This window comes from Stomatobaculum sp., from assembly GCF_057248925.1.
Window position 1 is genome coordinate 1 of record NZ_DBHIHF010000005.1, and the last position, 22168, is coordinate 22168.

Sequence of the window (22168 nt, forward strand, 5' to 3'; positions counted from 1 at the left end):
CACGAGTTCGTCATCGGCTCTTTTTTATTGTCCTAGTTCATCTTACAATCATCCGCAAGAAAAAAAATTAAATTTCCGCTTGCTTTTTTCTTGTACCTCCGGTATACTAATCCTCGCTGGAGATATAGCTCAACTGGGAGAGCATCCGCTTGACGTGCGGAAGGTCGCAGGTTCGAACCCTACTATCTCCATTTTTTGTACCCAAAAAGCGCCGCACCTCACAAAGAACGCGTCTTTGCCGACTGTATCGGCAAAGACGCGTTCTGCTTTTTACACTTCCACTTCCTCAATGTTCTCGGTTTCCTCTTCAGAGAAGCGCTCCAGGATTCCGCGCCTGCCGTCGGCGCGCACCCACTCGCCCTCGCGCACACAGTCAAACAGATTCGGCAGGCCAAGTAGCGCAAGTATCCCGAGTTCGCGCGCAAGCACTGCCTCGTGGGACCAAATGCTGCCTTCTCCGAGGACCAGGCCGCAGCTCACAGCAAAGAGCGGCAGGAGCCGCTCCGAAAAGCGCTGTGCAAATAATACGGTTCCGCTGCGGCGTGGCAGGGACTCTCCGTCAAAGAACCCCGCCTCTCCCTCGGCGACAGCGCCGCCCGCCTCGACCGACACACTGTCTGTCTCCGCACTCGCCTTGGCCTCTCGCCGTATCACGCTCATATTTTCCCGCGCGAGCATACCGAAGCAGCAGAGCTCCCGGTAACGCGGCAGCGCGGCATTCCGCTCCTGCTCGCGCTTTCTCTCGTTGATGCGGGGCTGCAGACTCCGGAAAAAGTCCGCTTGCGCTATCTCTCCCGAAAAAGCGCGCCCCAACTCCTCGCGGCGAAGGTAGAACAGATCCTGCGCCTCCGCGAGTTCTCCCAGTCGCACCAGCTGTTTTCCGAGCCACAAAACCTTGCGGCGAAGGCAATCCACGCGCCGCTGCGCGAGAAAATCCAGATTTTCACGGGCGCGAAGGAAAAAGACCAGTTCCTGCAGAAGTCGCTTTCCAAAGAGGCCGCCGAAGAAACCGAGCTGTCGCATCAGCTCTTCCTGTGCCTGCTCGCTGACTGCCCGCTGTTCCGTGCGGATTGGCACCGGTTTCGCGTCGGCGTAGCGCTTCAGGAAGCGAAAGAGCGGTTGCGGATTCTGCCGGAGACTCTCCCGCTCCAGCACATAATCGGCCGCGCCGTAGGCGCCGAACTGTTCCAGAAAGCGATACAACTCGGTCGCAAAAACACTGCGCTCGCGCTGCGCCTTCCCCTCCTCCGCGCGAAGCCGCCAGCAAATGCCCTCCAACTCCTGCGCCGTGTGTGCCGCAAAGAGTCCGCGCAAATCGTCGCTCTCCTGCACGGTGCGGAGCAGGGCACTGAGCGCCTGCACAAAGGCTGCGCTCTTCATACCGCCCTGCGACATAAGCGCCGCGTGTAAAAGCCCCTCGGGATGCTCTGTCTGCCGCACCTTCAGTTCACCGAGCAGCGCCGCATAGCAGCGCTTTGCGCTCTCTTCCGCCTCTGCCGCAAGCTGTCCGAGTTCGCCGAGTGCGGCGCTCTCGGTCTCTATGGCCTTCCAGCGCTCCGCGGCAGTGATATCCGCCTTCTCCTCAGGCTGCTTTTTCTGCTCTGCCTGTTGCAAGTAGCGCGAGATTGCATAGTGCTGCGGCAGTCGCTGCAGGAGCTCTGCCGCCTGGGAATTCTCTCTGTCTTCCTCTGCATTGCCCTCGCGTCGCATGTAGAGCCGCCCTTCAAACAGCACAGTTCTGCAACCCGCCTTCTGATACAGTCCCTGCAGCAGATCAAAGCCGAGCGGTGTGAGCAGCGCACCCGCTCGGCCGTCCCGCGCGGCAGCCTCCAGATAGAAATGCGGCTCCCGCTTATCCAGGTGACGGTATACGGCCATCTCACTCTCCTGGACCAGCCAGAGACTTCCGCTCTTTCCCTCGACGAATTCAAACCGCCGCGCGGTTGTAGGCACATTGTCTCTCTCAAGTTCTCCCGCGAGCGTAGCAAGACGCACAAACAGCACCTCATCCGCCTCGTCCGGCACGCCGGATACCGTGCTTCGGCGTATTTCTCCCGTTCTGCTTAGCACCGTCCGCTGCCGCCCCGCGGCATCGTCATAGACGACAAGCAATTCTTCCGGATCGCCGCTGTCCGGGTTTGTCGTATAGACCACAAAATTCCGTACTGTCGCAATCATCTCCTGGAGAATCACGGCAACCGCCATGTCTTCGTCAAAAAGACCGTAGCGCAACATATAGCCGGTCGCGCGCGCCGAGAAGCAGGAGAGATAGCAGTTCTTCACCGCCGTGAGAATCTCCTCGCCGCACGGCACATGCAAATAACTCTGAAAAATCCCCTCAAAGCTGTGGCGTTCTTCTCCGGGCAAGATTAGGCTGCTCCGCACCGCAAACCGCTCTGCCCGCGGTACAGCGGTCGAAAGTTTCGCAATGAGCTCGGCGGCATCTTCCGCCGTAAACTCACATTCCGCGAGCAGCGCCGAAATCGCCGCTCCCGTCTCCGCATCGGGATGCCGGAGCAGCTCTTCATAGCGCGCCCGGCGCTCGCCCAGAAAGTGAAAAAAGAAATTCCGGTCCAGGACAAAAAAAGCTGGCACGGCGTAACCCAGTGCACGCCTGCGGAGTAATTGCCACGCCTTACTGCCCAGCAGTTGCTTGCCTTCTTCCTCTTTATTCTGCATGTTCTTCCCTCCGACGCCGTCTGTTCTGATAGCTCTATCATCTCATATTCCGGACTTTCTAACAAGCAAAGAAGGGGCGGCGCGTTTCCGCGCTGTCCCTTCTTCCGTTTCTTATTTATTCTGCCGTAAGCGTGAAGCTGCCTACTTGATAACCGCCGGCTTTCACCGTCACCTCGTTGCTGCCGCTCTCAAAGAGATTGCCGCTCAGCGTGAGGCCCGCGCGGCGATAGCGCTTCAGACTAAAGGCAAAGCGATCGTCATACAGGTGGATGTAATTCGCAGAAACCGAACTCAGCTTCTTGCCGTTCACAGAAACTTCCAAGTCATTGCTTCGAAGCCAAGTATCGAGCGCTTCGTCCTCGAGCCCTTCAAAGCTGAGCGCATACGCGGGCTTCGTTCCGACGTCATAGCCCTGCCGCGGAATCACTTTCTCAATGACCGCGCCGGTCGGCACCGCCTTGCCGGCTGCCGCCTCGTTTTCACTCTCTTCCGCGGAAGCGCGCTCCACCGTGAAACGGAAGGGCTCGTAACCCTCTATTTCCAGCACCACTTCATTGCTCGCCTCGGTAAAGCCGTTCGCCGAAAGACGTATGCCGTTCTTCTTATAAGTCCTGTCAAAGAGCGTCACATACTTATCATCCATCGAGAAGAGATAGTTCTTGCTCTGCGCTTCCGTATAACGCTTTCCGTTCACCGTGAGCTTTGTCACCTTTGCGCGGAGGTAGGTATCCAGCGCATCCGCATCGAGCCCCGTGAAGGTGAGATCATAGACCTCCTTCGTGCCGCTGTCATAGCCCTGACGCGGCGAAACCTTCTCTGCCTGCGCGGCGGTCGGCGCGGCTTTCTTCGCCGTTTCGACCGGTGCAGCGCTTCCGTTTTGCACCGCAAATTCCTTCTCTGCGTAGCCCTCGGCCTTCACGGAAATGCGGTTTTCGCCCGCCGCCAAAGCCCCGAGCGCGAACTTGAGTCCGTCGTTTCTGCCGTAGCTGTCCTTGTGGAAAGCGTACTCGCTGTTCTCGAGACCGTAGCTGAAAGTCTTACGCTCGTAGACCGTGCCGTTTACGCTGAGCTCCGTGATCTTCGAGAGATAGCTCTCAAGCTCATCCGCCGAGAGTCCCTCGAAGTGAAGAAACCAGTTTTTGCTGAGGATACTCTCCTCCTTCGTGAGCGTTGCGCTTGTCGGCGCTGCCTTGGTTTCGACCGCCGGTGTCACCGGCGCGGAAGCGCCTCCCGCCGCAGGAATCGTTACCGAAAGTTTTGCATAGCCCTCTGCCGTAATTTCAATCTTCTTTTCGCCGGCCGCTGCCGCCGTGCTGCCGAGTGCCAGGGCATTGTTTCTGCCGTAAGCATCTTTTTTCAGCACATACGCGGTGGCACCGAGGCCGTAGCTAAAGTTGCTCTTTTCAAAAGCCGTGCCGTTCACACGGAGCTCCGTGATCTTCGAGAGGTAGTTGCCGAGTTCCTCCCCGGAAAGTCCCTCGAAGTTAAGGACGGTCTCGCTGCCAAAGACACCGCGATTCGTGCCGAGGGTCGCGCCGCTCGGCGCTGCCTTCTCCTCAACCGCGGGCTGCTCGGGCGTTGCCTCTGCCGCCGCGACCGTAAAGTCTAACTTCACCGGTATCTTGGCATCCGTAAACTTAAGGTAGAGCGCGTAATCGCCGGTCGTCTTAAAGAGTCCGCCCTTCAGAATGAGCTGCGTTCCGGAGAGCACATAGTAGTCGTCGGAACTCGTGCCGCCCTCCGTTGCCGTCATGAGTCTTCTGAGACCGCTCTCCTCCGGATTGCTGAGTTCCACTTTCGCAAGCTTTGCCGCCAGTCTCTCTGCGTTGAGGCCTTCCACGTTCACCCTGACATCCGCGTTCTGCTTTGCCGCACCTTGCAGCGCAAGGCTCGGCAGCGCCTCCGCAGCCGTGTAGCTGAGCGTAAGTTCCGCCGTTCTGTACTTCTGTCCCGCATCGATCTTAAGCTTGTGCTCACCGACCTCCGGCGTGTTGTAGAAGTTAAATGCGCCGCGCTTCACGGTGAGCGTGCCTGCCGCTTGATCCAGCACGTACTGCTTCTCGTAAGCGTCCATGAGGTTACGGCTCTCGCCGTCCACATAGAGACCGCGGATTGCCTCGAGGTAAGCGCTGTCGTCCGTGTGCAGCACAAAGTCATTGCCCGCGACCGCTGTCGTGCCGCGAAAGACCGGAACCTTGTCTCCCTGATAGAACTTAAAGCTTGTCAGTGCGCCGAGGCTGCCGTCCTCAAGGACATTCTGCACCTCGTTCGGGCCCGCATAGCTCGCCGCCGCGTGGGTATCCGTATATTCCTTGAAGCTGAGTGTCTTGCCGCCCGCAAGGCGCGCCTCCTTGTAGGCATCCATGTAGTCCGTGAAGCGATACAGCTTCTCCGCGCCGTCCTTATAGATGTAATCGCTCTCCGTCGTCTCAAAGTAGCGATCCCTCACCGCCTTCGCATCCTCGTTCAGCGCCTCAATCTCATTGAGAATCAGCGCATTGGTCAAGAGATCGTAGTCAAAGACCATGCGTCCGTCCACATACTGGCCGCCGCCGCTCTTGCCGGAGCTCTTCTTGCCGGAAACGGAACCCGTCGTTGCACTCGAAACCGCATCAATTTCAACCGGCTTCGTTCTCGCGCTCTTCTTTGCATTCCGCTCGCTCTCGCTGTCCTCTTCCTTTAAGAAGGACTGACCCGGATAGACTTCAAACTTCTTCTTAATCGTCTGGTAACCCGAGTACTTGAGGGTCAGGGTATAAACACCGACCTCATCCGTATTGACCGTCTTCTCCTCATTGGAGCTCTTGCCGTAGAGCACAAAGAGGTCGCCGAAGTTGAAGAAGTCATCGATGTACTTGAGTTCAACAATCTTACCGCTCGGCTTCTTTAACGTGACGCGCATGGAATCAATCTTCAAATCGTTGCCGAAGCTCTCGCCGCCGCTTGCCTCCACGTTGAACTGGACGCGCTCGCCCGCCTTCGGGTTCGCGGTCTCAACGCGCTGCTTTAAGCTGAATTTTGCGCTGCTCACAAGCTCAAAGGGCACCGTGACCGTCTCGTTCGTATAACTCGAGTGAATGTTCACGCGGTAGATGCCTCTGCTCCGCATGTTATCCTGCCCCGTCGGAATCTGGATGATGCCGTTCTTGCCGTGCTTCGTATCCTTGACTTCCTTCGTGAAGGTCGGGTTCCGGTTGACCGGCCAGTTCTCGTTGTTCATGATCTTCAGGCTGTCGATGCCCTCAAACCACTTCTTCTGTTCCTCGTTCTCGACATTGAACTTGATGACAATGTTGTCCTTACTGACACCCTTGCCCTCTGCGTTAATCTCCACAGCCTTTACATAGAACTGGGTCGTGACTGCGTCACTGTTCTCTTTTCTCTCCTGCAGGAGATCAAAGGTCGTCGTTGCCGGGAGTATGCGGTCCCTGCCCTCCTTGTCCTTCGGTGCAAGCAGGTAGTCAAACTTCGAGACACGCCCGCGGGACAGAATGTAGTCCGGCTGATCCTCCGGATTGCCCGGTGTGACCGTCTCGCTTGCGGTGCCGGCATTCAGGCGAAGCGTCTGCTCCGTGCTGCCGTCCGCCTTGTTGACCACGACCAGCTCCTTCGGAGAAGCCACCGTGGAAGCCCACTTCACCACGCGGCCGGCATCGTCCACCTTCCGCACAGCCTCGGTGACATTCACACCGTCCACATAGATCTCGTGGTCCGCAAGCGTTCCCTGACGGAATACCACCGTCACAAAGTCCGCAAAACCGAGTTGCACCATGCGGCTCTTCAGTTCCTTCGCAGGCTGCTCGTTTTCTTGCTTGGAAGCTTCCTCTTTTTTACCCGGTCTGTCATCTTCCACCGGGCCCACCGGATGCTCGGGAGCCTCCGGGCTTAGCGCCGGATTTACGGGATTCACTGCCGCGTTTGCCGGATCCTCCGGGGTTGTCGGATTCTCCGAGGTTATCACACCCGGCTGCGCGGGGTTACTCGGGCTTGCCGGCTGCGCCTCGGGCTGTACCGGCTTACTCTGCTCCTCGGGCTGTACCGGCTTCACCGGCGTCGTATGAGAACTGCCGCCGCCCGAACCGCCGGAGCCGCCCCCCCTTCTTCCGCCACGGCTTCCGCCGCCGCCCGAACCGCCGCGCTTTCCGGAAGAAGACGTTCCGCCCGACTTGCCGGAGCCGCCCTTGCCTGCGTTTGCGCTCTTGGTGATATAGCCCTCACCCGTGCGGCTCTGAATGTTGCCGCTCGCATCGACCCACTTGCCGTCCTTGTCCACGCGATAGCCGTCCGGCGTCGTGCCGTCCTTAATCAGCTTACCCTCGCGCTCATCCGCCTCGGTCACAAAGTAATAGCAGTTGCCGTCAATCCAGTTCCAGCCGGTCAGCATCTTGCCGAAGCTGCCGTCGTGCTTGTTGCTGAAGAAGTACTGACTGCCGTCCGCAAGGTAAAGCCAGCCGCTGCGAAGTGTTCCCGTCTTCGGGTCTACATAGTACCAGCTGCCGTTTTCATAAATCCAGCCGAGGACATTCTGTCCCTTTTCATCCAAGAAGGACCAGTTTTCACCGCTCTGCTTCCAGCTTCCCGCCGTGTTCGCCCGTCTCTTTGCAAAGACCTGCAGCGGGCTCGATAGGACCATGCTCATTGCGGTTGCAATGGCAAGCGCCTTTAAACCATACTTTCTCATCTCTGTCTCTAACTCCTGTCATTAGATACCTCTAATTATTAGCCTTTTTTAACCTAGCACGGCTTTCCGACAGTCGTCAAGAAACATATCTTGCGTTTTTCTCGCATATCTTAAGATATTCTTGCGAGTGATAGTATCAAGAGTTAGATTCTTCTTATTAACATGGTGTTCGATTCTTACTGTGCTTCGGGCTTGCACTTTTTTTCGAGCAATTTGCGCTCTTGTGTGTTGCTTATTACTCAGAGCCCCCGCGCGCTGTTCCGATACAGAACCACAAACTGACGAGTGCCGAATATAATAATCTTTCCGTGTTTACAGCGTATGGTGCGGATGCCGTCATAATTCGATAGCACTTCCTTCGCGCTCGCTTCCGAAATTTCCTTTTTCAGAAACCTTTCCCAATAGAGCTTCATTTCCGGTGCATTCGGATCCCTTTTTCTTTCTTCATCAACGAACCATATGCATCGATACAGAGCCGCCTCTGCTATCATTGTAATCCCAAGAAGTATCATTCCCAGACAAACACCCATCAGTGCACGCCAAACCATAGCCGACATACTGTGAAATAAAACCAGAACAATCAATGCCAAGACCAGTAAAAAAGACAGCAAAAGGACCGGAATTCCCAAATGGATAAACCCGAGGAAGCACATCCTCTTGACCTCCCCCCAGCAAATATACTCTTGATCTTCTCGTCTCTCTTCCGCTTGCCTTAATTTCTTTGCAGCTTGGATCCAGCCACGAATCTGCGCAAGCTGTTCGTCTGTCAATTCTGCCTTCGGTATAGCCAGGTAGACTTGCGCGGAACTCATAAGCGCTACTGTTTCTTTCCCGACAAGCAACTTAATGCCTAGCCAGCTTCGCTTTCCGGTATCGGATAGAATTCCCTTCTCGTATAGAATCAGCCGTGTCCCCTCTATTTGAAGCATTCGCTTCAGCATCTCATCGCTGTTTTTGAGTCTCCGCCGAATGGCTCGAAGAAGCAAGCCGATTAAACCGAATCCCATCAAGACACAAAACACTTGTGCTCGGTCTGTATCTGCCAAAGACCCTAAAAAACCCGCAATTCCGAGTCCCGCCATCAGGCAGCTACCCCAATGCTTTGCCAGAGACAAGCGTGTTTTTCCTGCCGCCCATCGTATACAACGCACCGCTTCCTCGACATCGCCGTACTCTACCGTAATGATGGTTTGCATCCTATGCTCTCCTTCCCCCCCGGCTTTCCGCATCTCAGCGATTGACCGTATCGACAAATTTCTGAATTTCACCTGCCTCCGCTTCGCTAAGCTGCGTCTTATAAAACCAATACTGCAATTCCCGCTGTTCAAAAGGTCTTGGAACCTTTCTTTTCAGTTTTAGCACATATCCGTTTCTGCCTCGAATCCATCGAGCGGATTCCCAGTCATCCGCATCAAAACAGAGTGACGTCCTTCCTTCATAGAGCATTTCCAACTTCGCTATCGTTTCCTCTGTATAGCTACACTCCCGCATATCTCGAACATCCCAAAGCACAGTCCGTATGATTGTCATCGCATATTCAAAAATCAATCCGATGCCGGCCCCATGCAGCAAAAAGGCAAAGAGAAGATTCGCATGGGTTTTCGATATTGCAATATTATACCCCGAAATCAGAACTGAAAACGGCAGAATCAAAAACAGCCCCCAGGCAAAGTTTTTTTGAAGCAAACACCAAAAGCGAAATGTTCGAATCTCCTGCCAATTCAGTTGCTGATTTCCGCTAAGCGGTCTGTTGGGAATCTCAATTTGATTCACTTGCTCTTTCATTGCTACTTCCCCTCCGAAACCCATTGTATGAGCCGCTGCAACTGTTCATCTGACATATCTCTCACGGAAAAAACAAAATAGATACTCGTTTCCGATACAATCGTTGCATAATCCTTCCGCACCAGCAAGCGTTTATTCTTCCAAGTCCGCATGCCTTCTCGCATTAGAAATCCCTCCTTTGAAAGGAGGAACTTTTCGTCATCGGCCTGCAATAGCCTCGTCACTTGTTCCACTCGAAGCAACCACTGAACGAAAAAAATAAGTCCGCTGAATCCCAAAAGAAAATTCCAATATTAGCTTTTCAGGATGTTCGTATTCCGCATAATAATCACGGAAAGAAATGCGATTCCCGTGATTTTATCAAGGCGCTGAAATAACGGCATTTTTCTCACCGCCCAGAAATATTCCATCAGGCGTTCCTTTTCCAGCTTTGGAACAACTATTTTATCGTTCATATCAGCCCTCAATATAATCCCAGACAGCAGATTTCACTGCTGTCTGGGATTCATTCTATTGCGCGTTAATTATCGGAGCAAGTTCAACTGCCCTCTGACAACACCACCCAATAAACTCCAAAACTGCTATTTCTGCTGCAGTCAGCGCCAAATATACAAAGCTAATTCCGCGCTATACTGCTTCCGACGAAACCGCATTGTAACATCTGCTTTTCAGCTACAGGGCACGCCCTATGTTTTTATACAGGACAATAAATCCCTGATAGCCATACATAATAATTCTCCCGTGCTTACAGGAAATCGTGTAAATCGAATCTATATCCGGGAAAAGTTCCCGCGCTTCTTCCTCAGAAATCTCTCTTTTAGGAAACACTTCCCGATAAAATTCCATTTCCGGAGCACTCGGATCCTCCTTTTTCGCCTCATCCACTGACCATATACATCTATAGAGCATTCCTTCGAGTGTACTAACGATTATCAGAAGTATGATTCCCATCTCAACACCCAGAAGTACACTCCAAAACATATCGGATGCCCTGTAACACAAAACCCACACAATAAGTCCCAACACCAGCGAAAAGCTCAGTGCAAGGACCGGGAATCCCATATTGAGAAAACCCAGGAAGCACATCTTCTTGACTTCTCCCCAACAAATACCTGATTGATCTTCTTGCTTCTCTCCCCTTGCTTCCGCTTTCTTTGCCTCTTGCATCCATATACGAATTTGCGAAATCTGTTCCTCTGACAATTCTGTCTTTGGAATGGCTAGGTAAACTCGTATGGAACTCAGCAATGCTAAGCTCTCCTTGCCAATAACCAATTTAATGCCTTGCCAACTTCGCCTACCGGTATCTGATACGATCCCTTTCTCGCACAGAATCACTCTAATGCCTTGCAACTCGTATTCTTGCCTTCTCATCTGACGAATCGTTTTTGATGTCCGCCAAATATGTTGCATGAGCAACCAAGTGAATCCGAACCCCATTAGAATGCAAAATATCTGTGTACGTTTAATATCTCCCAGCGATTCTGCAAAGCCCACCCCCCCGACACCTGCAAAGCAACAAGCAAGCCAATGCTTTGCCACATCCAACCCTCTTTTTTTATCAGCCCACTGCATACAGCGCACGGATTCTTCTGTATCGTAATATTCCACGACAATTACATCTCGCATTCTTTCCACCTTTTATAAAAATATATGAGCAGGATCCCCTGCCCATATATTATATCTTCAATGTGCTAACCGCGGTGTTAACTGAGGCTGTGCCCTTAACAGTCCTTTATAACATTCTACCAAAAGCTCCGGTAATTCCTCTACTATATTCTTCAAAGTTTCTAAATTTTGTATCAGTGCAGCGAGCACCAGAATGACTAAAGTAATAGCGTCCGCTCCCAACGGTACCGCTTCTCATAGCTTACCTTGCCCTGCTAAGTTCTGATGTTATAAATTTCTTCCATCACCTTGCTATTCCCCATCCGAAGCCTTCGTATCATCTCAATCAGCAACAAAATCTTTCCTTTCGACAACGAAAAAGCCGGCAGAGGGATTCACTCTGCCGGCCGCCTCTCAATACTGGTACAACACACCGTTCTCTTGCACGGACCTGATGCGGCTTAGTTTTCATGCCGCATCGTCGTCATTCCTCTTCCTTCTTTCTATTTTTCCACCGCCAAAAGCTGCAGCTCACAACGTCTCCGACTCTTTACCGTCCGAACAATGATAAGACCGCAGGACTGACACTTTAGTCTCGCACTGCCATCCGCTCGAAGATTTCCATGCAGGTAACGCCCGCAATTTGGGCAATGAAGCCTCACCTCCTGCCAGAAACAGAGAGCGGCAGAGCCTACGCTCTGCCGCTCTCTGTTTTTCGTCAAAACCTCAGCGACGTTTCACATAGAAACCGCTGTCCGCGCCTCTGCCACCGCCTTCCAAAGTCGCATTGATTCCGCCGTCGACCAAGGTAAATACCTCATTGATTCCACCTTGATATGGGTTCCGGAACTCGGTCATTTCCGCATTCGTGAAGGGGACGGTATACTCGTGGTAAATCGGGAATTCTCCAGAAGCATCCAATATGCGTCTGCCGAAATGTATGGTCCCTCCGGCCGAAACATCAAAAACCTCAATGTAGGTATCCTCATTCAAATAATAAATTCCAGGCCACGCCGCCAAAACAGCCGCTCTGCTGTCTCCACTCGCATTCGCCTGACCGATCCACTTTCCATCCTTGTCTACGCGATAGCCGTCCGGCGTTGTCTCATTCGTAAACAGCAGTCCCTCTCGCCCATCTGCCACAGTTCCGAAGTAGTACCAAGCATCATGAATCCACTGCCAGCCTGTCAGCATTTTCCCAAAGCTCCCGTCATGCTTCGTGCTGAAGTAGTACTGTCTTCCGTCCCGAAGCTCCAGCCAGTCGCTGTGCAAGGCCCCCCAACGCGGCGAGAAATAGTACCAACTGTTGTTGTCGTAAATCCAGCCGTACACTGTATTCCCCTGCTCGTCCAAGAAGTACCATTTTCCCCCGCTCTGTGTCCAATGTCCTGCCGTATTCAGATAGGCAGCTGCCGGAATCGCAGCCGTCACGCTTAGCATGGTCGCGGTGAGCACTGCAGCAAACAACTTGAACCCTCGCATTTTCATAGTAACTCATACCTCTTTCTTTGGATTTGAAGCCCCCTTGTTATCTTCGAGTGTAGTAATTTGGCTTATAAAATACAAGGCCTCGCACACAGGATTACAGCAACCTGTCACAGCCCTCATACTGCACGAAATATCTCCTATGTCCGAACATCAGGATGCGCCCGTGCTTGCACGGGATGATATTGACCTCCTCCGGATGTGAGCGTATCAGCTCCGTCCAATTAACGGGCCCTTCCGCCGACGGGAAAACGCGCCTAAAAACTTCCATCTCTTTTGCCGCCGGATCTCGCTCCATGTCCTCAGCGACTGTCCAGAAGCATTCCCTACAAGCGCTTAAAGCAATATAAATAATCCAATATAAGCAAAAGCCAAGTTCCAAGCCTATCAGGGTTCGCCAAAGAACCCCCTCCACACTTCGAAAAAGCACAATACTCACCACTGTGAATACAAAACTAAATGCCGTTCCCAATACCGGAGTTCCCAGATGAATAAAGCCAAGAAATTTCATCTTTCTGACCTCATTCCAATCAATCCCGGCGCTGTCGGAATCCTCCCTTGTCTTATGCCCATTTGCTGTTTGAATCCATCTCCGAATTTTGGCAATATCCTCTTCCCCGAGCATTTTCTTGGGAACAATCAAATAAATTGCCACCCAGCTGATCAAGATTAGTTTGTTCTTTCTGAGAATCAAGCGTACCCCTCTCCAGCTCCTTTTTCCCAGCTCAGATAAAATTCCGCTCTCACAGAGAATTTTCTTGTTCTCATATGGCTGTTCCGTTCTCATTTTTATCGTGCTGCGCAAAAAAGCCGACTTCTGCAGTCTCAAGGATAAAAGTCTGATACATCCGATTGCTATCAGCACAGCAAATACTTGCGCATAATCAACATTTTTCACGTTATAAATAAATCCCGCCACACCGAGACAAGTTATAACTCTCGCCACCCAATGATCCGCTTTTATATTGCCGATCTGATCATAGGACCAATTTAAGCAGTCATCTTCCATTTCAGCAGGATATGACAGAACTATTTTCTCTTCCATAATGTGCTCCTTCGTGCGTTTTAACAAAAAAACAGAAGCAAGGACAGCTTCGCTGTCCTTGCTTCTGTTTTCAAGCTGCTTGCTTCAAATATTCCTCCACCTGCGGAAGCTTATCTATCGTCCTCTCATGGATCTTCACAACATTTTCTATCATCGTTTCTGTCACCACCTCTGAAGCCTCAGCTCTCTGTACGAATACTACCAGTAAAACGACTGCTAGAACACCTGCGCTCGCTATCAACACAGCCGGGTTCCCTTCGTATCGCACTGTTCCCTGTAAAGTCCTGATATTATAGATAGTAGCCTCATAGGCCTCCATGGAAACTGCCGGCGGTAAATTTGTCGTGTCGGGGTGTACCCATAATGTCAATCCGACTGAGTAATTGAAATCCATATTCTCTGCAACACGGAAAGTCTTTTCAAAAACAAGAGATACCTTTAACCAAGCTCCCTCCGCTGATATTTCAATTCTTCCGGGTACTCCCTCAAGCTCCAATGATAAACTCGACAACTTCGATCTCGTTCCTGCATCCAGTCCACCAAAGCTCAAAGAAATCGGTCCTAGCCGACTAGTCATTTCCACACCATCTGACGAGATGTCTAAACTCGCATTTTCATCACAGGAAAGATACCACGAAGCCCCTCTGCTGACTTTAACGCTAAGCTTACTATCCACATTTTGATAAAGGAAGACATCCTTGTCAAGCCCCCAACTCTCCAGTTTTTGAACCAATTCCGGCGAAACCATAACCCCTTTCACAAATTCAAGGGCCAGCTGATCCGCCTTTTCCTGCGCTTCCAGTTCTGTGATTAAACTTCCATATACCGGTTTCCCTCCATTGTCACCATATCCATCAATCGTATCCTCTTTCAGAGAATGCCAGGACTTTCGCACGCTATTTTCGATCCCGTTGCCATCAATCACGAAAATACCGCGTGCATCACCCTCTACCACAATTCCGGTATGTGCTACTCGCCCCTTACTGTAATTATAGAAGAAGATAACATCTCCCTTTTTCGGGATATAACCGCTGTCCCTTTTATAGTAGCGCTTCATCTTGCGATAGTAGTTTACGCCGTCCGGGCAGTAGGCAAAGCGCGGTACAAACACCGGCAGCATGTTCGCCCGATAAGCGCAGTAGCTCACGAACATCGCACACCAAGGCTCTCCGTTCAAACCGTACCACTCCCCATAGGGCGTAATATTGTTCCCATAGTCCTCGGCAAACCCAAGCTGCAGCTCCGCCTCAGCTGCCTGTACAAAGCGCATTGTATCGCTGAAAAGCACTAACTTGCTTCTTACCTCGAACAGTTTTTTCCAGCTCTGTGCGCCAAAAATTCCATCCGACGTAAGCCCGTGTTTCTGCTGGAAATTTTCAACTGCACGTTTCATCTCCGCTCCAAAAACACCGTCCACAGTCACTGCGTAATTTTGCTCTGCGAGCAGCTGCTGAAGATAACGCGTCAGCGAACCGCTGCTTCCCTCGCGAAGCACTGCGCTTAAAGTTCCCCCTGCATTCGCATCGCCAAATAACAGCGTTTTTGTTCCTTTTCCGATCATACCGTCGGCACTGAGTGCATGCTTGCGCTGAAAATCCAGCACTGCCTGATAGCAAGCTGTGTCTACCACGCCGTCTGTGCGACAGCTGTATCCCTTGTTGCGCAGTGCCTCCTGCAGCGGCTTGATTTCCGCACTCAATCTTCCCCAGAGTGCGGTATCCACCACGCCGCTCTCCGCAAGCTGACTTCTCTTCTGATACTTCTTGACTGCTGCCTCGGTGCCGCCTCCAAAGATTCCGTCTGTGCCATTCGGATCGATACAGAGCATTCGAAGCGCATACTGCAGGTTCTGCACACGTTCGCCCCGCGATTTCCGCTTAAGCGGCAGCGAATCCAGCGCATCCCCCTGAACGGCTCCGAACAGCAACTCTTCCGTGGCGGGTCCCACCTGACCATCCGCCGTAAGCCAATTCTGCTTCTGATACGCACGAATCTGTTCAATCAGATTGGCATCCGCGTAACCTTCCTCTGCGGCGGTCGGATATCCCTTTTCACGAAGTGCGCGCTGAATCCGCCGAATTTTTTCTTTGCTGTGTTCGAACAGTGTACTGTCAACAACTACATTATCCGGGAAACCATAGCGCTTCCGGTACTTCCGAACCGCCTCTGCCGTTGCACTGCCATAGACACCGTCCATTCCACCTGGATTACAGCAAAGCGCAAAAAGAGCATACTGTAGATTCCACACATAATCGCCCTTACTGCCCAAGCCGAGCGGAAATACTACGCTTTCTCCGTAACGAAACAACCTGGCGCGCGTTGCTGCCCCCGCCATGCCGTCCGGCTGCAGTCCTCTTGCCCGCTGAAAAGCACAGAGAGCCTCATAAAGTTTCACACTCGGAGCTCCGCTCACATAGCCCTTATAAAAGCCTTGCTCCTTTAACGCAGTTCCAAGCGAAAAAAGCTCTTCTACCAGGCAACGCCAAGTCTCATCTCCCACAATACCATCCGCTTCAATTCCCTGCTGTTTCTGGAACTTCTGAACGGCTGCCTCCGTGCCGCCTCCGTACTTTCCGTCCGGTGTGCCACCGTAGCAGCAAAGCATCTTTAAACCTCGCTGCAACGCCTTGACCTGCTCACCACTGCTTCCTGCCTTCAATAACATTCTCTTGTCCTCCTTCATCTTTCTGAATTTGCAAATTCATAAGAGAAGAAGCCCGGACGAGCCAAAAAAGCAACTCCGTTTCTTATTTTCTATTCGCTGTGTTTTTCTTCTCCTTTTCTTCTCGCAGTGCATGCAGTTCCTCCGCAAATTGTTTTAACAGCTCTTGGCACGCAGCCTCCCGCGCAGCTTCCTGTTTGTCCTGTTCCTCATTTTTTCTGAGCACATAGAAAAGCAGCGCAACAAACAAGACTGCCCAAATACCTTGTTCCCGCAATAATCCATACAGTATTTCTTCCAACGCATTTTCCTCCTGATTTATCTGATTTCCTTCTTCCCGGATTAGCACAGATACCGCTCGGCCTGTACACGAAATTCGCGCTTCAAGCGGTTCACATACTGCCTACTGACTGCGTATTTCTGTGCAAGAGACATCTCCGTTTCTCCGGAAAGATATAGTTCCGCCAGAATATTCCGCTTCTTTTCCGTGAATCCCTGTAATTCTCTTCGCAAGGCTGTCTCCAATAAAACTCGTTCTATCTCACCGTCATGACATGCCCTCTCCGGAAGTTCTTCCTCCGCGTATTCCGCTTGCCCTTTTCTCACATAGCTGCGATAGAGTTTACAAAAATGATGGTGCACAACTGTCTTGCAGTAAGCCAATGCCTGCGCTTCCGTTGCAGGCTCACGCACCTGTCGCAAAGCAAGAAACAGTGCGAGACAATATTCTTGCATCGCATCGTCAAATTCCATGAAATGGGTTCTGCTTGCTTCCGCAGCCAGCAGCGGATACATCTTCTTATAAATTTCTTCCATCACCTTGCTATTACCCGTCCGAAGTCTTCGTATCATCTCAATCAGCAACAAAATCTCTCCTTTCGACAACGAAAAAGCCGGCAGAGTATTCACTCTGCCGGCTGCCTCTCAATACTGGTACAACACACCGTTCTCTTACACGGACCTGATGCGGGCTTAGTTTTCATGCCGCATCGTCGTCATGTCTCTTCCTTCTTTTTATTTGTTTTCCACCGCTAAAAGTTGCAATTCACAACGTCGCCGACTCTTCACCGTTCGAACAATGATAAGACCGCAGGACTGACACTTCATTCTCGCACTGCCATCCGCTCGAAGATTTCCGTGCAGATAACGCCCGCAATTTGGGCAATGAAGCCTCACCTCCCGCCAGAGTTGTTTTGCCTCTTCCATGAAACATCCCCCCTTCCGCGCACAGAACATTTGTTCTTTTCGGAGTATCGCATAAAACGGCGCAAAAAACAAGCGTTTTTTCGAACATATGTTTTCAACTCTGTCTGCTTCTAACATAACCCTGCCCTGTCGCTTTTTCTTCCGCACCTACGAAATTCGCCCGTTGTCCATGTGATAGCGGCAATCCGCAACAGACAGGGTGGACTGCCGGTGCGAGACCAGCACTATGGTTTTGCCTTCTTTTTCCGCAGAGAGGGATTTTAAGATGATGCCCTCGTTCAGCACGTCCAGATTGCTGGTCGGCTCGTCCAATAGGATGAAATCTGCCTCGTGGAGAAAGGCTCTTGCGAGGCCTATTCTCTGCTTCTCTCCGTCCGAGAGCGTGTCGCCGAGCTCCCCGAGTTCGGTCTCATAGCCCTTCGGGAGGCTCATGATAAAGTCATGGATGCTAGCCTTTGCCGCCGCGGCCTCAATCTCCGCCTGCGTCGCATCGAGTTTTGCGACCGCTATGTTCTTTGCAATCGTATCGCGGAAGAGCACGGTGTCCTGCGTCACATAGCTTGTCATTTCTCGTAGTGCCGCAGTTTGAATGTCCCGCACATCCTGCCCCGAGATTCGCACCGCGCCCTTCTGCACATCCCAGAAGCGCATCAAGAGCTTTAAGAGGGTCGATTTCCCGGAGCCGCTCGCGCCGTGAATGCCGAGCACCTTCCCTCTTTCGATCTGCAGGGAGAACTCGCTCAAAATCTTCTCCTCGCGGTAGGCAAAGCTGACTCGGTCAAGCGCCGCCCCCTCGAAGCGCGGCGTCTCTCCATCGCTTCGCTCTGCCACCTCCGGTGTCTCTTCGAGCAGCGAGAGCACGCGTTCCCCGCAGGCCAGGGTCTGGTTTAAGTGATTCGAGAGCGAGGAGAGCGCGACGACGGGACCAAAGGAGCTCATCATCGCGAGGGTCGCAAGCAGCATACCCGAGAACGTAACCTCGCCATTTCGGTAGAGGAAGAGCATCAAAAAGAACATGCCAAAGGAATAGAGCTGAATGACCAGATTCGTGAGCGCGCGCTGCGAGCCCTCAAAGCCGCTCAGCTTCTTTTGGAAACCCGCAAGCTTCTCGGATCTCCGGTTCATCTCAGCGAGTTGAGCTTCTCCCCGATTAAACTGCAGGAGCTCATCCACGCCGTAGAGGCTGTCCAGGACAAAGTTATTGAGTTCTCCCATCTCGCTTCGTAAGGCCATGCCCGCCGCAGCGCTCCGTCTGCCGTTCCAAATCGGAAGGCCTATGCCGACCGTCACATATGCGAGAACGGCAAGCAAGCCCGCAAGTCTGTGCTGCGCCCCGATAAAGCCCACCATGATAAGCGAGGTCAGAAAGGCAATCGCAATCGGAGATATGGTGTGCGCAAAGAACACTTCGAGCAGTTCGATATCGCTCGTGATGACGGCAATGAGGTTCCCCTTATCCCTGCCCTCAAGCTTTGCCGGGCAGAGTTGCCTTAGAACCGCGAACACCTTATGGCGGATGATGGCCAGAATGCGAAAGGCAATGTAGTGGTTACAGTACTGCTCGCCGTAGTGCAGGACGCCGCGCGCAAGCGCAAACACTAAGATTGCCGAAAAGAGCTGACGCCAGGAAGCGCTCAAAAGTGCCGTGAACTGCCCCTGAACTTCGCTGCCCCAGGCCGCAGCGAGCCCCTTGATCACGCCGTAGCCGCCGAGTATCGTGATGAAAATGGCACAGAGAAAACCGAGCACACCGAGCAGAATTCCGGTCAACATAATGAAAGTGAGGGGTCTAACGAGCCCGATCAGGCTTCCCATGATTGCGAGATCCGATCTTCGTTTATTCATGACTGTCACTCCTACCCGCCGCAAAGCGCTCAAGCTGACTCTGCTCCTCAAAGAGGCGCCGATACGCCACCGCTTGTCGCATCAATTCCGCGTGGCTGCCCGCCTCCGCAAGCTTGCCGTCCTTCAACATATAGATTTTGTCGCTGTCCACCACATTCGCAAGCCGGTGCGAGATGAGCAACACGGTTCTGCTCTTTGTGAGCTCGTGTATAACCGCCATGATCATCTCCTCACTCTCCGCATCGATGTTCGAAGTGGCCTCGTCAAAGATATAGACGGGGGTGTCGTGAAGCAAAGCGCGGGCCAGCGCAAGGCGCTGCTTTTGTCCGCCCGAGAGGTTGCCGGCATTCGATGCAAGCCGCATCTCGAGACCGCCCCGGGCTTCGATAAAGGAGAGGAGATTCACCTTTCGGAGCGCCTCTTTCATCTCAAGTTCGGTCGCCTCCGGCTTTGCGAGCAAGAGGTTTTCCCGCACACTCGCGCGGAAGAACCTGCTGTCGTGCCCTACCATGGTCAGGCGATCCATGAGGCTCTCGGTCGAAAAGCGGCTCAGCTCTTCGCCGTTCAGCCGAAGCGAGCCGACGTAGCCCTTGTTCCGCCCCATGAGTATGCCGGCAATTGTGGATTTTCCGGAGCCGGAGACACCGACCAGGGACACAAAGGACTGCGCGGGAAGCTCGAGCGTGATGCCCTTTAATATCTGACGGCTCTCCTCATAGGAAAAGCTGAGCTGCTCCATGCGGATGTCAATCTTCCCCGCGCCGAGCTCTGCCTGCCCTACCTCGGGTTCCAGGAGATCCAGGAAAGCAAAAATGCGGTCACTCGCCTTCATGCCGTTCATGCCGATGTGGAAGAAGCTGCCGAGGATGCGCATCGGCAGAAAGAACTCCGCCGCGAGCAGGATGAACATGAGCACCCCCGCAAGGGAGAGTTCGCCGCTTGCAAAACGAGTCAGCGCCGACACAATGCCGACCGCCGCGCCGCCGTAGGCGATGATATCCATGACCGAGGTGCTGTTTAACTGCATGGTCAGCACCTTCATCGTAATCTTCCGGAAGCGCTCGGACTCCCGGTCCATAGCATCGGCCGCCGCCCGATCCGCCTGATAAATCTTTAAAGTGGCCATGCCCTGCAGCTTTTCGAGGAAGCTGTCCCCGAGCCCGTAGTAGATGTCAAAGTAGCGGCTCAGAAGGCGCTTTGCGACCACCATGACGAGCATGATGACCACCGGAATCAGCGGAACTGCGATGAGCAGCAGGGTCGCCGTTCTAAGATCGATCGGCGATAGCACAAAGAACAAGGTGAGCGGCGCAAGCAGGGCGTAAAAGAACTGGCTCAAATACCGGCCGAAATAGGTCTCGAGCTGCTCAACGCCTTCGCCCGACATCTGCACCAACTCGGCGCTGCTGATTTGTTCGCGGTAAGAGGGGCCGAGCCGCAGTATCTTTTGATAAATGCGGCCGCGGAGAATGCGCTTCACATCCGCGCTCGCGCGGAAGCTCGCCGCGGTATAGAGGCGGTCGCAGACAGCGCGGAGTGAAAGCCCCAGCAGCACGGTTACGAGCGCAACGAGGATGCGCTCGGTGCCGAGCGTTCGGTTTCGGGCTTCCTCGATGAGGCCAGCGATGTTCCACGCAATCACGACCTGTACCAGGAGTGAAAGCCACTGCCAGAGAATCTGCAGAACAATATACTTTCGGGCTCCCTTTAGGAGCCGTATGAGCCGCATTTGAATCATCCTTCTTCCCTCCCCTTTTTGCCCGCGCTTTTGTTTTGTATTCCCGTCAGCATATGCCGCACTGAGAGGAGCGGGTGCCGTATGAGCATGCGCGGGCCGCTGCACAGCATGACTTCGCGTATCCGCTCCCGCATCTTTGGCGCGTAGCAGTGCACTTCACAGTGGCTGCAAAAGCTCTTGCTCTCCGTAAAGGGGCAGCGCTCAATACGGGTGTTTGCGTAGTCCATGAGTTTTCGACAATCCTCACATAGCAATCCCTCTGCGCTGCCGTGCTTCTTTTTACAGTAATACGCAATCATCTCCGCAATGAGCCGTTTCTCATCTTGCCGCTTCTTTTCCGGCGCTTCTCTCCCCATGTTCTGCTCCTCTCAAGCAAGCAAACTCCGATTGCCACTCTGAAGAAATCGCTTTTATAAACTTAAGTCCAGTATAGTTTAGTCAGCGTTAATATTTCAAGCGCCTCTACCCGGAGCGCGCCCCAAAAGACTCCCCTGCGCCCCTATCCGTCTGCCTTACTCTGTGTGAGACTGTAGTGCTGACAAAGCCCTCGCACTAAGCTATAATAAATTCGCACAATTCAGATCAATATTGTTTTTTCGGAGGACAAGGCCATGTACCAAGATGAGTTTTCGGCAATGACCAATGCGGCAGCTGCAAAAGTCGGCTTACTGAAGAAAAACCCCCTCGGGTATTTTCTCATGTCTATGCTGGCAGGCGCTTATATCGGCTTCGGTATTCTTTTGATTTTCACGGAGAGCGGCCTTTTGGCCGGGAACCCAGCGGCCAAGATTGTGATGGGCGCATCCTTCTGTGTCGCACTGAGCCTCGTGATCATTGCCGGCGCGGAACTCTTTACCGGCAACACCATGGTCATGACAGCCGGTGCCCTCGACGGCAAGATCAGTGCCGCCGAGCTTCTGAAGCTCTGGTGTGTCTGCTGGCTCGGCAATGTCGCGGGTTCCGTGCTGCTCTCCCTGCTCTTCTACGCGAGCGGCCTGCAGACCGGTGCGGTCGCGGAAGCCGTTGCAAAGGGCGCCTTTGCCAAGATGTCGGCCGGTTTTGTGCCGCTTGTATCGCGCGGCATCCTCTGCAACATTCTGGTCTGTCTTGCGGTCTGGTGCGGTTTCCGCGTCAAGAACGAGAGCGCCAAGATTCTCATGTGCTTCTGGTGTCTCTTCGCCTTCATCACGACCGGCTTTGAGCACAGCATTGCCAATATGACCCTGCTCACCTCGGCGCTTTTAGTCCCCGCCGGTCAGGCTGTGAGCGTAAACGGCTGGATTTTTAACCTCGCGGCGGTCACCCTCGGCAACATCATCGGCGGTGCGGTCTTTGTGGCGCTGCCCTATTACATCGCTTCGAGAAAGCGCTGAGCGCATTTCTCTGCCTGTTGACGCAAAAATCCCCGCAGCTGCCTGCCGGTCGCTGCGGGGA

Annotated in this window: 14 protein-coding genes and 1 tRNA gene; 2 read left to right on the plus strand and 13 right to left on the minus strand. The window is 53.1% G+C overall.

Annotated features, from left to right (window positions below):
* Positions 1–118 precede the first annotated feature (118 nt).
* A tRNA-Val gene (locus ACO4XG_RS02375) sits at positions 119–191 on the plus strand.
* A gap of 79 nt (positions 192–270) precedes the next feature.
* Here ACO4XG_RS02375 and ACO4XG_RS02380 read toward each other — a convergent pair.
* From ACO4XG_RS02380 to ACO4XG_RS02440, 13 genes are all read right to left on the minus strand, one after another.
* A complete protein-coding gene (locus tag ACO4XG_RS02380) occupies positions 271–2679 on the minus strand; it encodes a PEP/pyruvate-binding domain-containing protein (protein ID WP_308508749.1) in 2409 nt (802 codons plus the stop codon).
* 115 nt (positions 2680–2794) lie between these two features.
* The gene (locus tag ACO4XG_RS02385; protein ID WP_308508748.1) at positions 2795–7360 is read right to left on the minus strand and encodes a hemoblobin-interacting domain-containing protein; all 4566 of its coding nucleotides are present in this window, start codon (positions 7358–7360) and stop codon (positions 2795–2797) included.
* Positions 7361–7599: 239 nt separating this feature from the next.
* Positions 7600–8556, minus strand: a complete 957-nt coding sequence (locus tag ACO4XG_RS02390; protein ID WP_308508747.1) for a hypothetical protein — start codon at positions 8554–8556, stop codon at positions 7600–7602.
* Between the two features lie 34 nt (positions 8557–8590).
* The gene (locus tag ACO4XG_RS02395; RefSeq protein WP_308508746.1) at positions 8591–9145 is read right to left on the minus strand and encodes a hypothetical protein; all 555 of its coding nucleotides are present in this window, start codon (positions 9143–9145) and stop codon (positions 8591–8593) included.
* Between the two features lie 672 nt (positions 9146–9817).
* On the minus strand, positions 9818–10774 hold the full coding sequence (locus ACO4XG_RS02400; protein WP_308508744.1) for a hypothetical protein: 957 nt from the start codon (positions 10772–10774) through the stop codon (positions 9818–9820).
* 705 nt (positions 10775–11479) lie between these two features.
* The gene (locus ACO4XG_RS02405; protein ID WP_308508743.1) at positions 11480–12241 is read right to left on the minus strand and encodes a PspC-like choline-binding domain-containing protein; all 762 of its coding nucleotides are present in this window, start codon (positions 12239–12241) and stop codon (positions 11480–11482) included.
* Positions 12242–12335: 94 nt separating this feature from the next.
* A complete protein-coding gene (locus ACO4XG_RS02410) occupies positions 12336–13283 on the minus strand; it encodes a hypothetical protein (protein WP_308508742.1) in 948 nt (315 codons plus the stop codon).
* Positions 13284–13353: 70 nt separating this feature from the next.
* Positions 13354–15966, minus strand: coding sequence for a peptidoglycan-binding protein (locus ACO4XG_RS02415; RefSeq protein WP_485129642.1), 2613 nt, complete (start codon positions 15964–15966; stop codon positions 13354–13356).
* Positions 15967–16030: 64 nt separating this feature from the next.
* On the minus strand, positions 16031–16246 hold the full coding sequence (locus ACO4XG_RS02420; protein WP_308508740.1) for a BhlA/UviB family holin-like peptide: 216 nt from the start codon (positions 16244–16246) through the stop codon (positions 16031–16033).
* 41 nt (positions 16247–16287) lie between these two features.
* Positions 16288–16809, minus strand: coding sequence for an RNA polymerase sigma factor (locus ACO4XG_RS02425; protein ID WP_485129643.1), 522 nt, complete (start codon positions 16807–16809; stop codon positions 16288–16290).
* Between the two features lie 489 nt (positions 16810–17298).
* Complete coding sequence (locus ACO4XG_RS02430) at positions 17299–18996, minus strand: amino acid ABC transporter ATP-binding/permease protein (RefSeq protein ID WP_308508738.1); 1698 nt, start codon at positions 18994–18996, stop codon at positions 17299–17301.
* Positions 18989–20734 (minus strand): ABC transporter ATP-binding protein/permease, encoded by a 1746-nt coding sequence (locus ACO4XG_RS02435; RefSeq protein WP_308508737.1) that lies wholly within the window; start codon positions 20732–20734, stop codon positions 18989–18991. The genes ACO4XG_RS02430 and ACO4XG_RS02435 overlap by 8 nt, the downstream gene beginning before the upstream one ends.
* Positions 20731–21090: a nitrous oxide-stimulated promoter family protein gene (locus ACO4XG_RS02440; protein WP_308508736.1), complete on the minus strand. Its 360-nt coding sequence runs from the start codon at positions 21088–21090 to the stop codon at positions 20731–20733. Before ACO4XG_RS02440 ends, ACO4XG_RS02435 begins: the two co-directional genes overlap by 4 nt.
* Positions 21091–21345: 255 nt before the next feature.
* On the opposite strand from ACO4XG_RS02440, the gene ACO4XG_RS02445 reads away from it, so the two are divergent.
* Positions 21346–22107, plus strand: coding sequence for a formate/nitrite transporter family protein (locus ACO4XG_RS02445; RefSeq protein ID WP_308508735.1), 762 nt, complete (start codon positions 21346–21348; stop codon positions 22105–22107).
* Positions 22108–22168: the final 61 nt, after the last annotated feature.

Bases quoted from the DNA above. Each gene is read 5' to 3' on its own strand.
- ACO4XG_RS02390 (WP_308508747.1), bottom strand. From the start codon at position 8,556: ATGCAAACCATCATTACGGTAGAGTACGGCGATGTCGAGGAAGCGGTG.
- ACO4XG_RS02395 (WP_308508746.1), bottom strand. From the start codon at position 9,145: ATGAAAGAGCAAGTGAATCAAATTGAGATTCCCAACAGACCGCTTAGC.
- ACO4XG_RS02380 (WP_308508749.1), bottom strand. From the start codon at position 2,679: ATGCAGAATAAAGAGGAAGAAGGCAAGCAACTGCTGGGCAGTAAGGCG.
- ACO4XG_RS02430 (WP_308508738.1), bottom strand. From the start codon at position 18,996: ATGAATAAACGAAGATCGGATCTCGCAATCATGGGAAGCCTGATCGGG.
- ACO4XG_RS02410 (WP_308508742.1), bottom strand. From the start codon at position 13,283: ATGGAAGAGAAAATAGTTCTGTCATATCCTGCTGAAATGGAAGATGAC.
- ACO4XG_RS02400 (WP_308508744.1), bottom strand. From the start codon at position 10,774: ATGCGAGATGTAATTGTCGTGGAATATTACGATACAGAAGAATCCGTG.
- ACO4XG_RS02435 (WP_308508737.1), bottom strand. From the start codon at position 20,734: ATGATTCAAATGCGGCTCATACGGCTCCTAAAGGGAGCCCGAAAGTAT.
- ACO4XG_RS02445 (WP_308508735.1), top strand. From the start codon at position 21,346: ATGTACCAAGATGAGTTTTCGGCAATGACCAATGCGGCAGCTGCAAAA.
- ACO4XG_RS02385 (WP_308508748.1), bottom strand. From the start codon at position 7,360: ATGAGAAAGTATGGTTTAAAGGCGCTTGCCATTGCAACCGCAATGAGC.
- ACO4XG_RS02440 (WP_308508736.1), bottom strand. From the start codon at position 21,090: ATGGGGAGAGAAGCGCCGGAAAAGAAGCGGCAAGATGAGAAACGGCTC.
- ACO4XG_RS02405 (WP_308508743.1), bottom strand. From the start codon at position 12,241: ATGAAAATGCGAGGGTTCAAGTTGTTTGCTGCAGTGCTCACCGCGACC.
- ACO4XG_RS02415 (WP_485129642.1), bottom strand. From the start codon at position 15,966: ATGAAGGAGGACAAGAGAATGTTATTGAAGGCAGGAAGCAGTGGTGAG.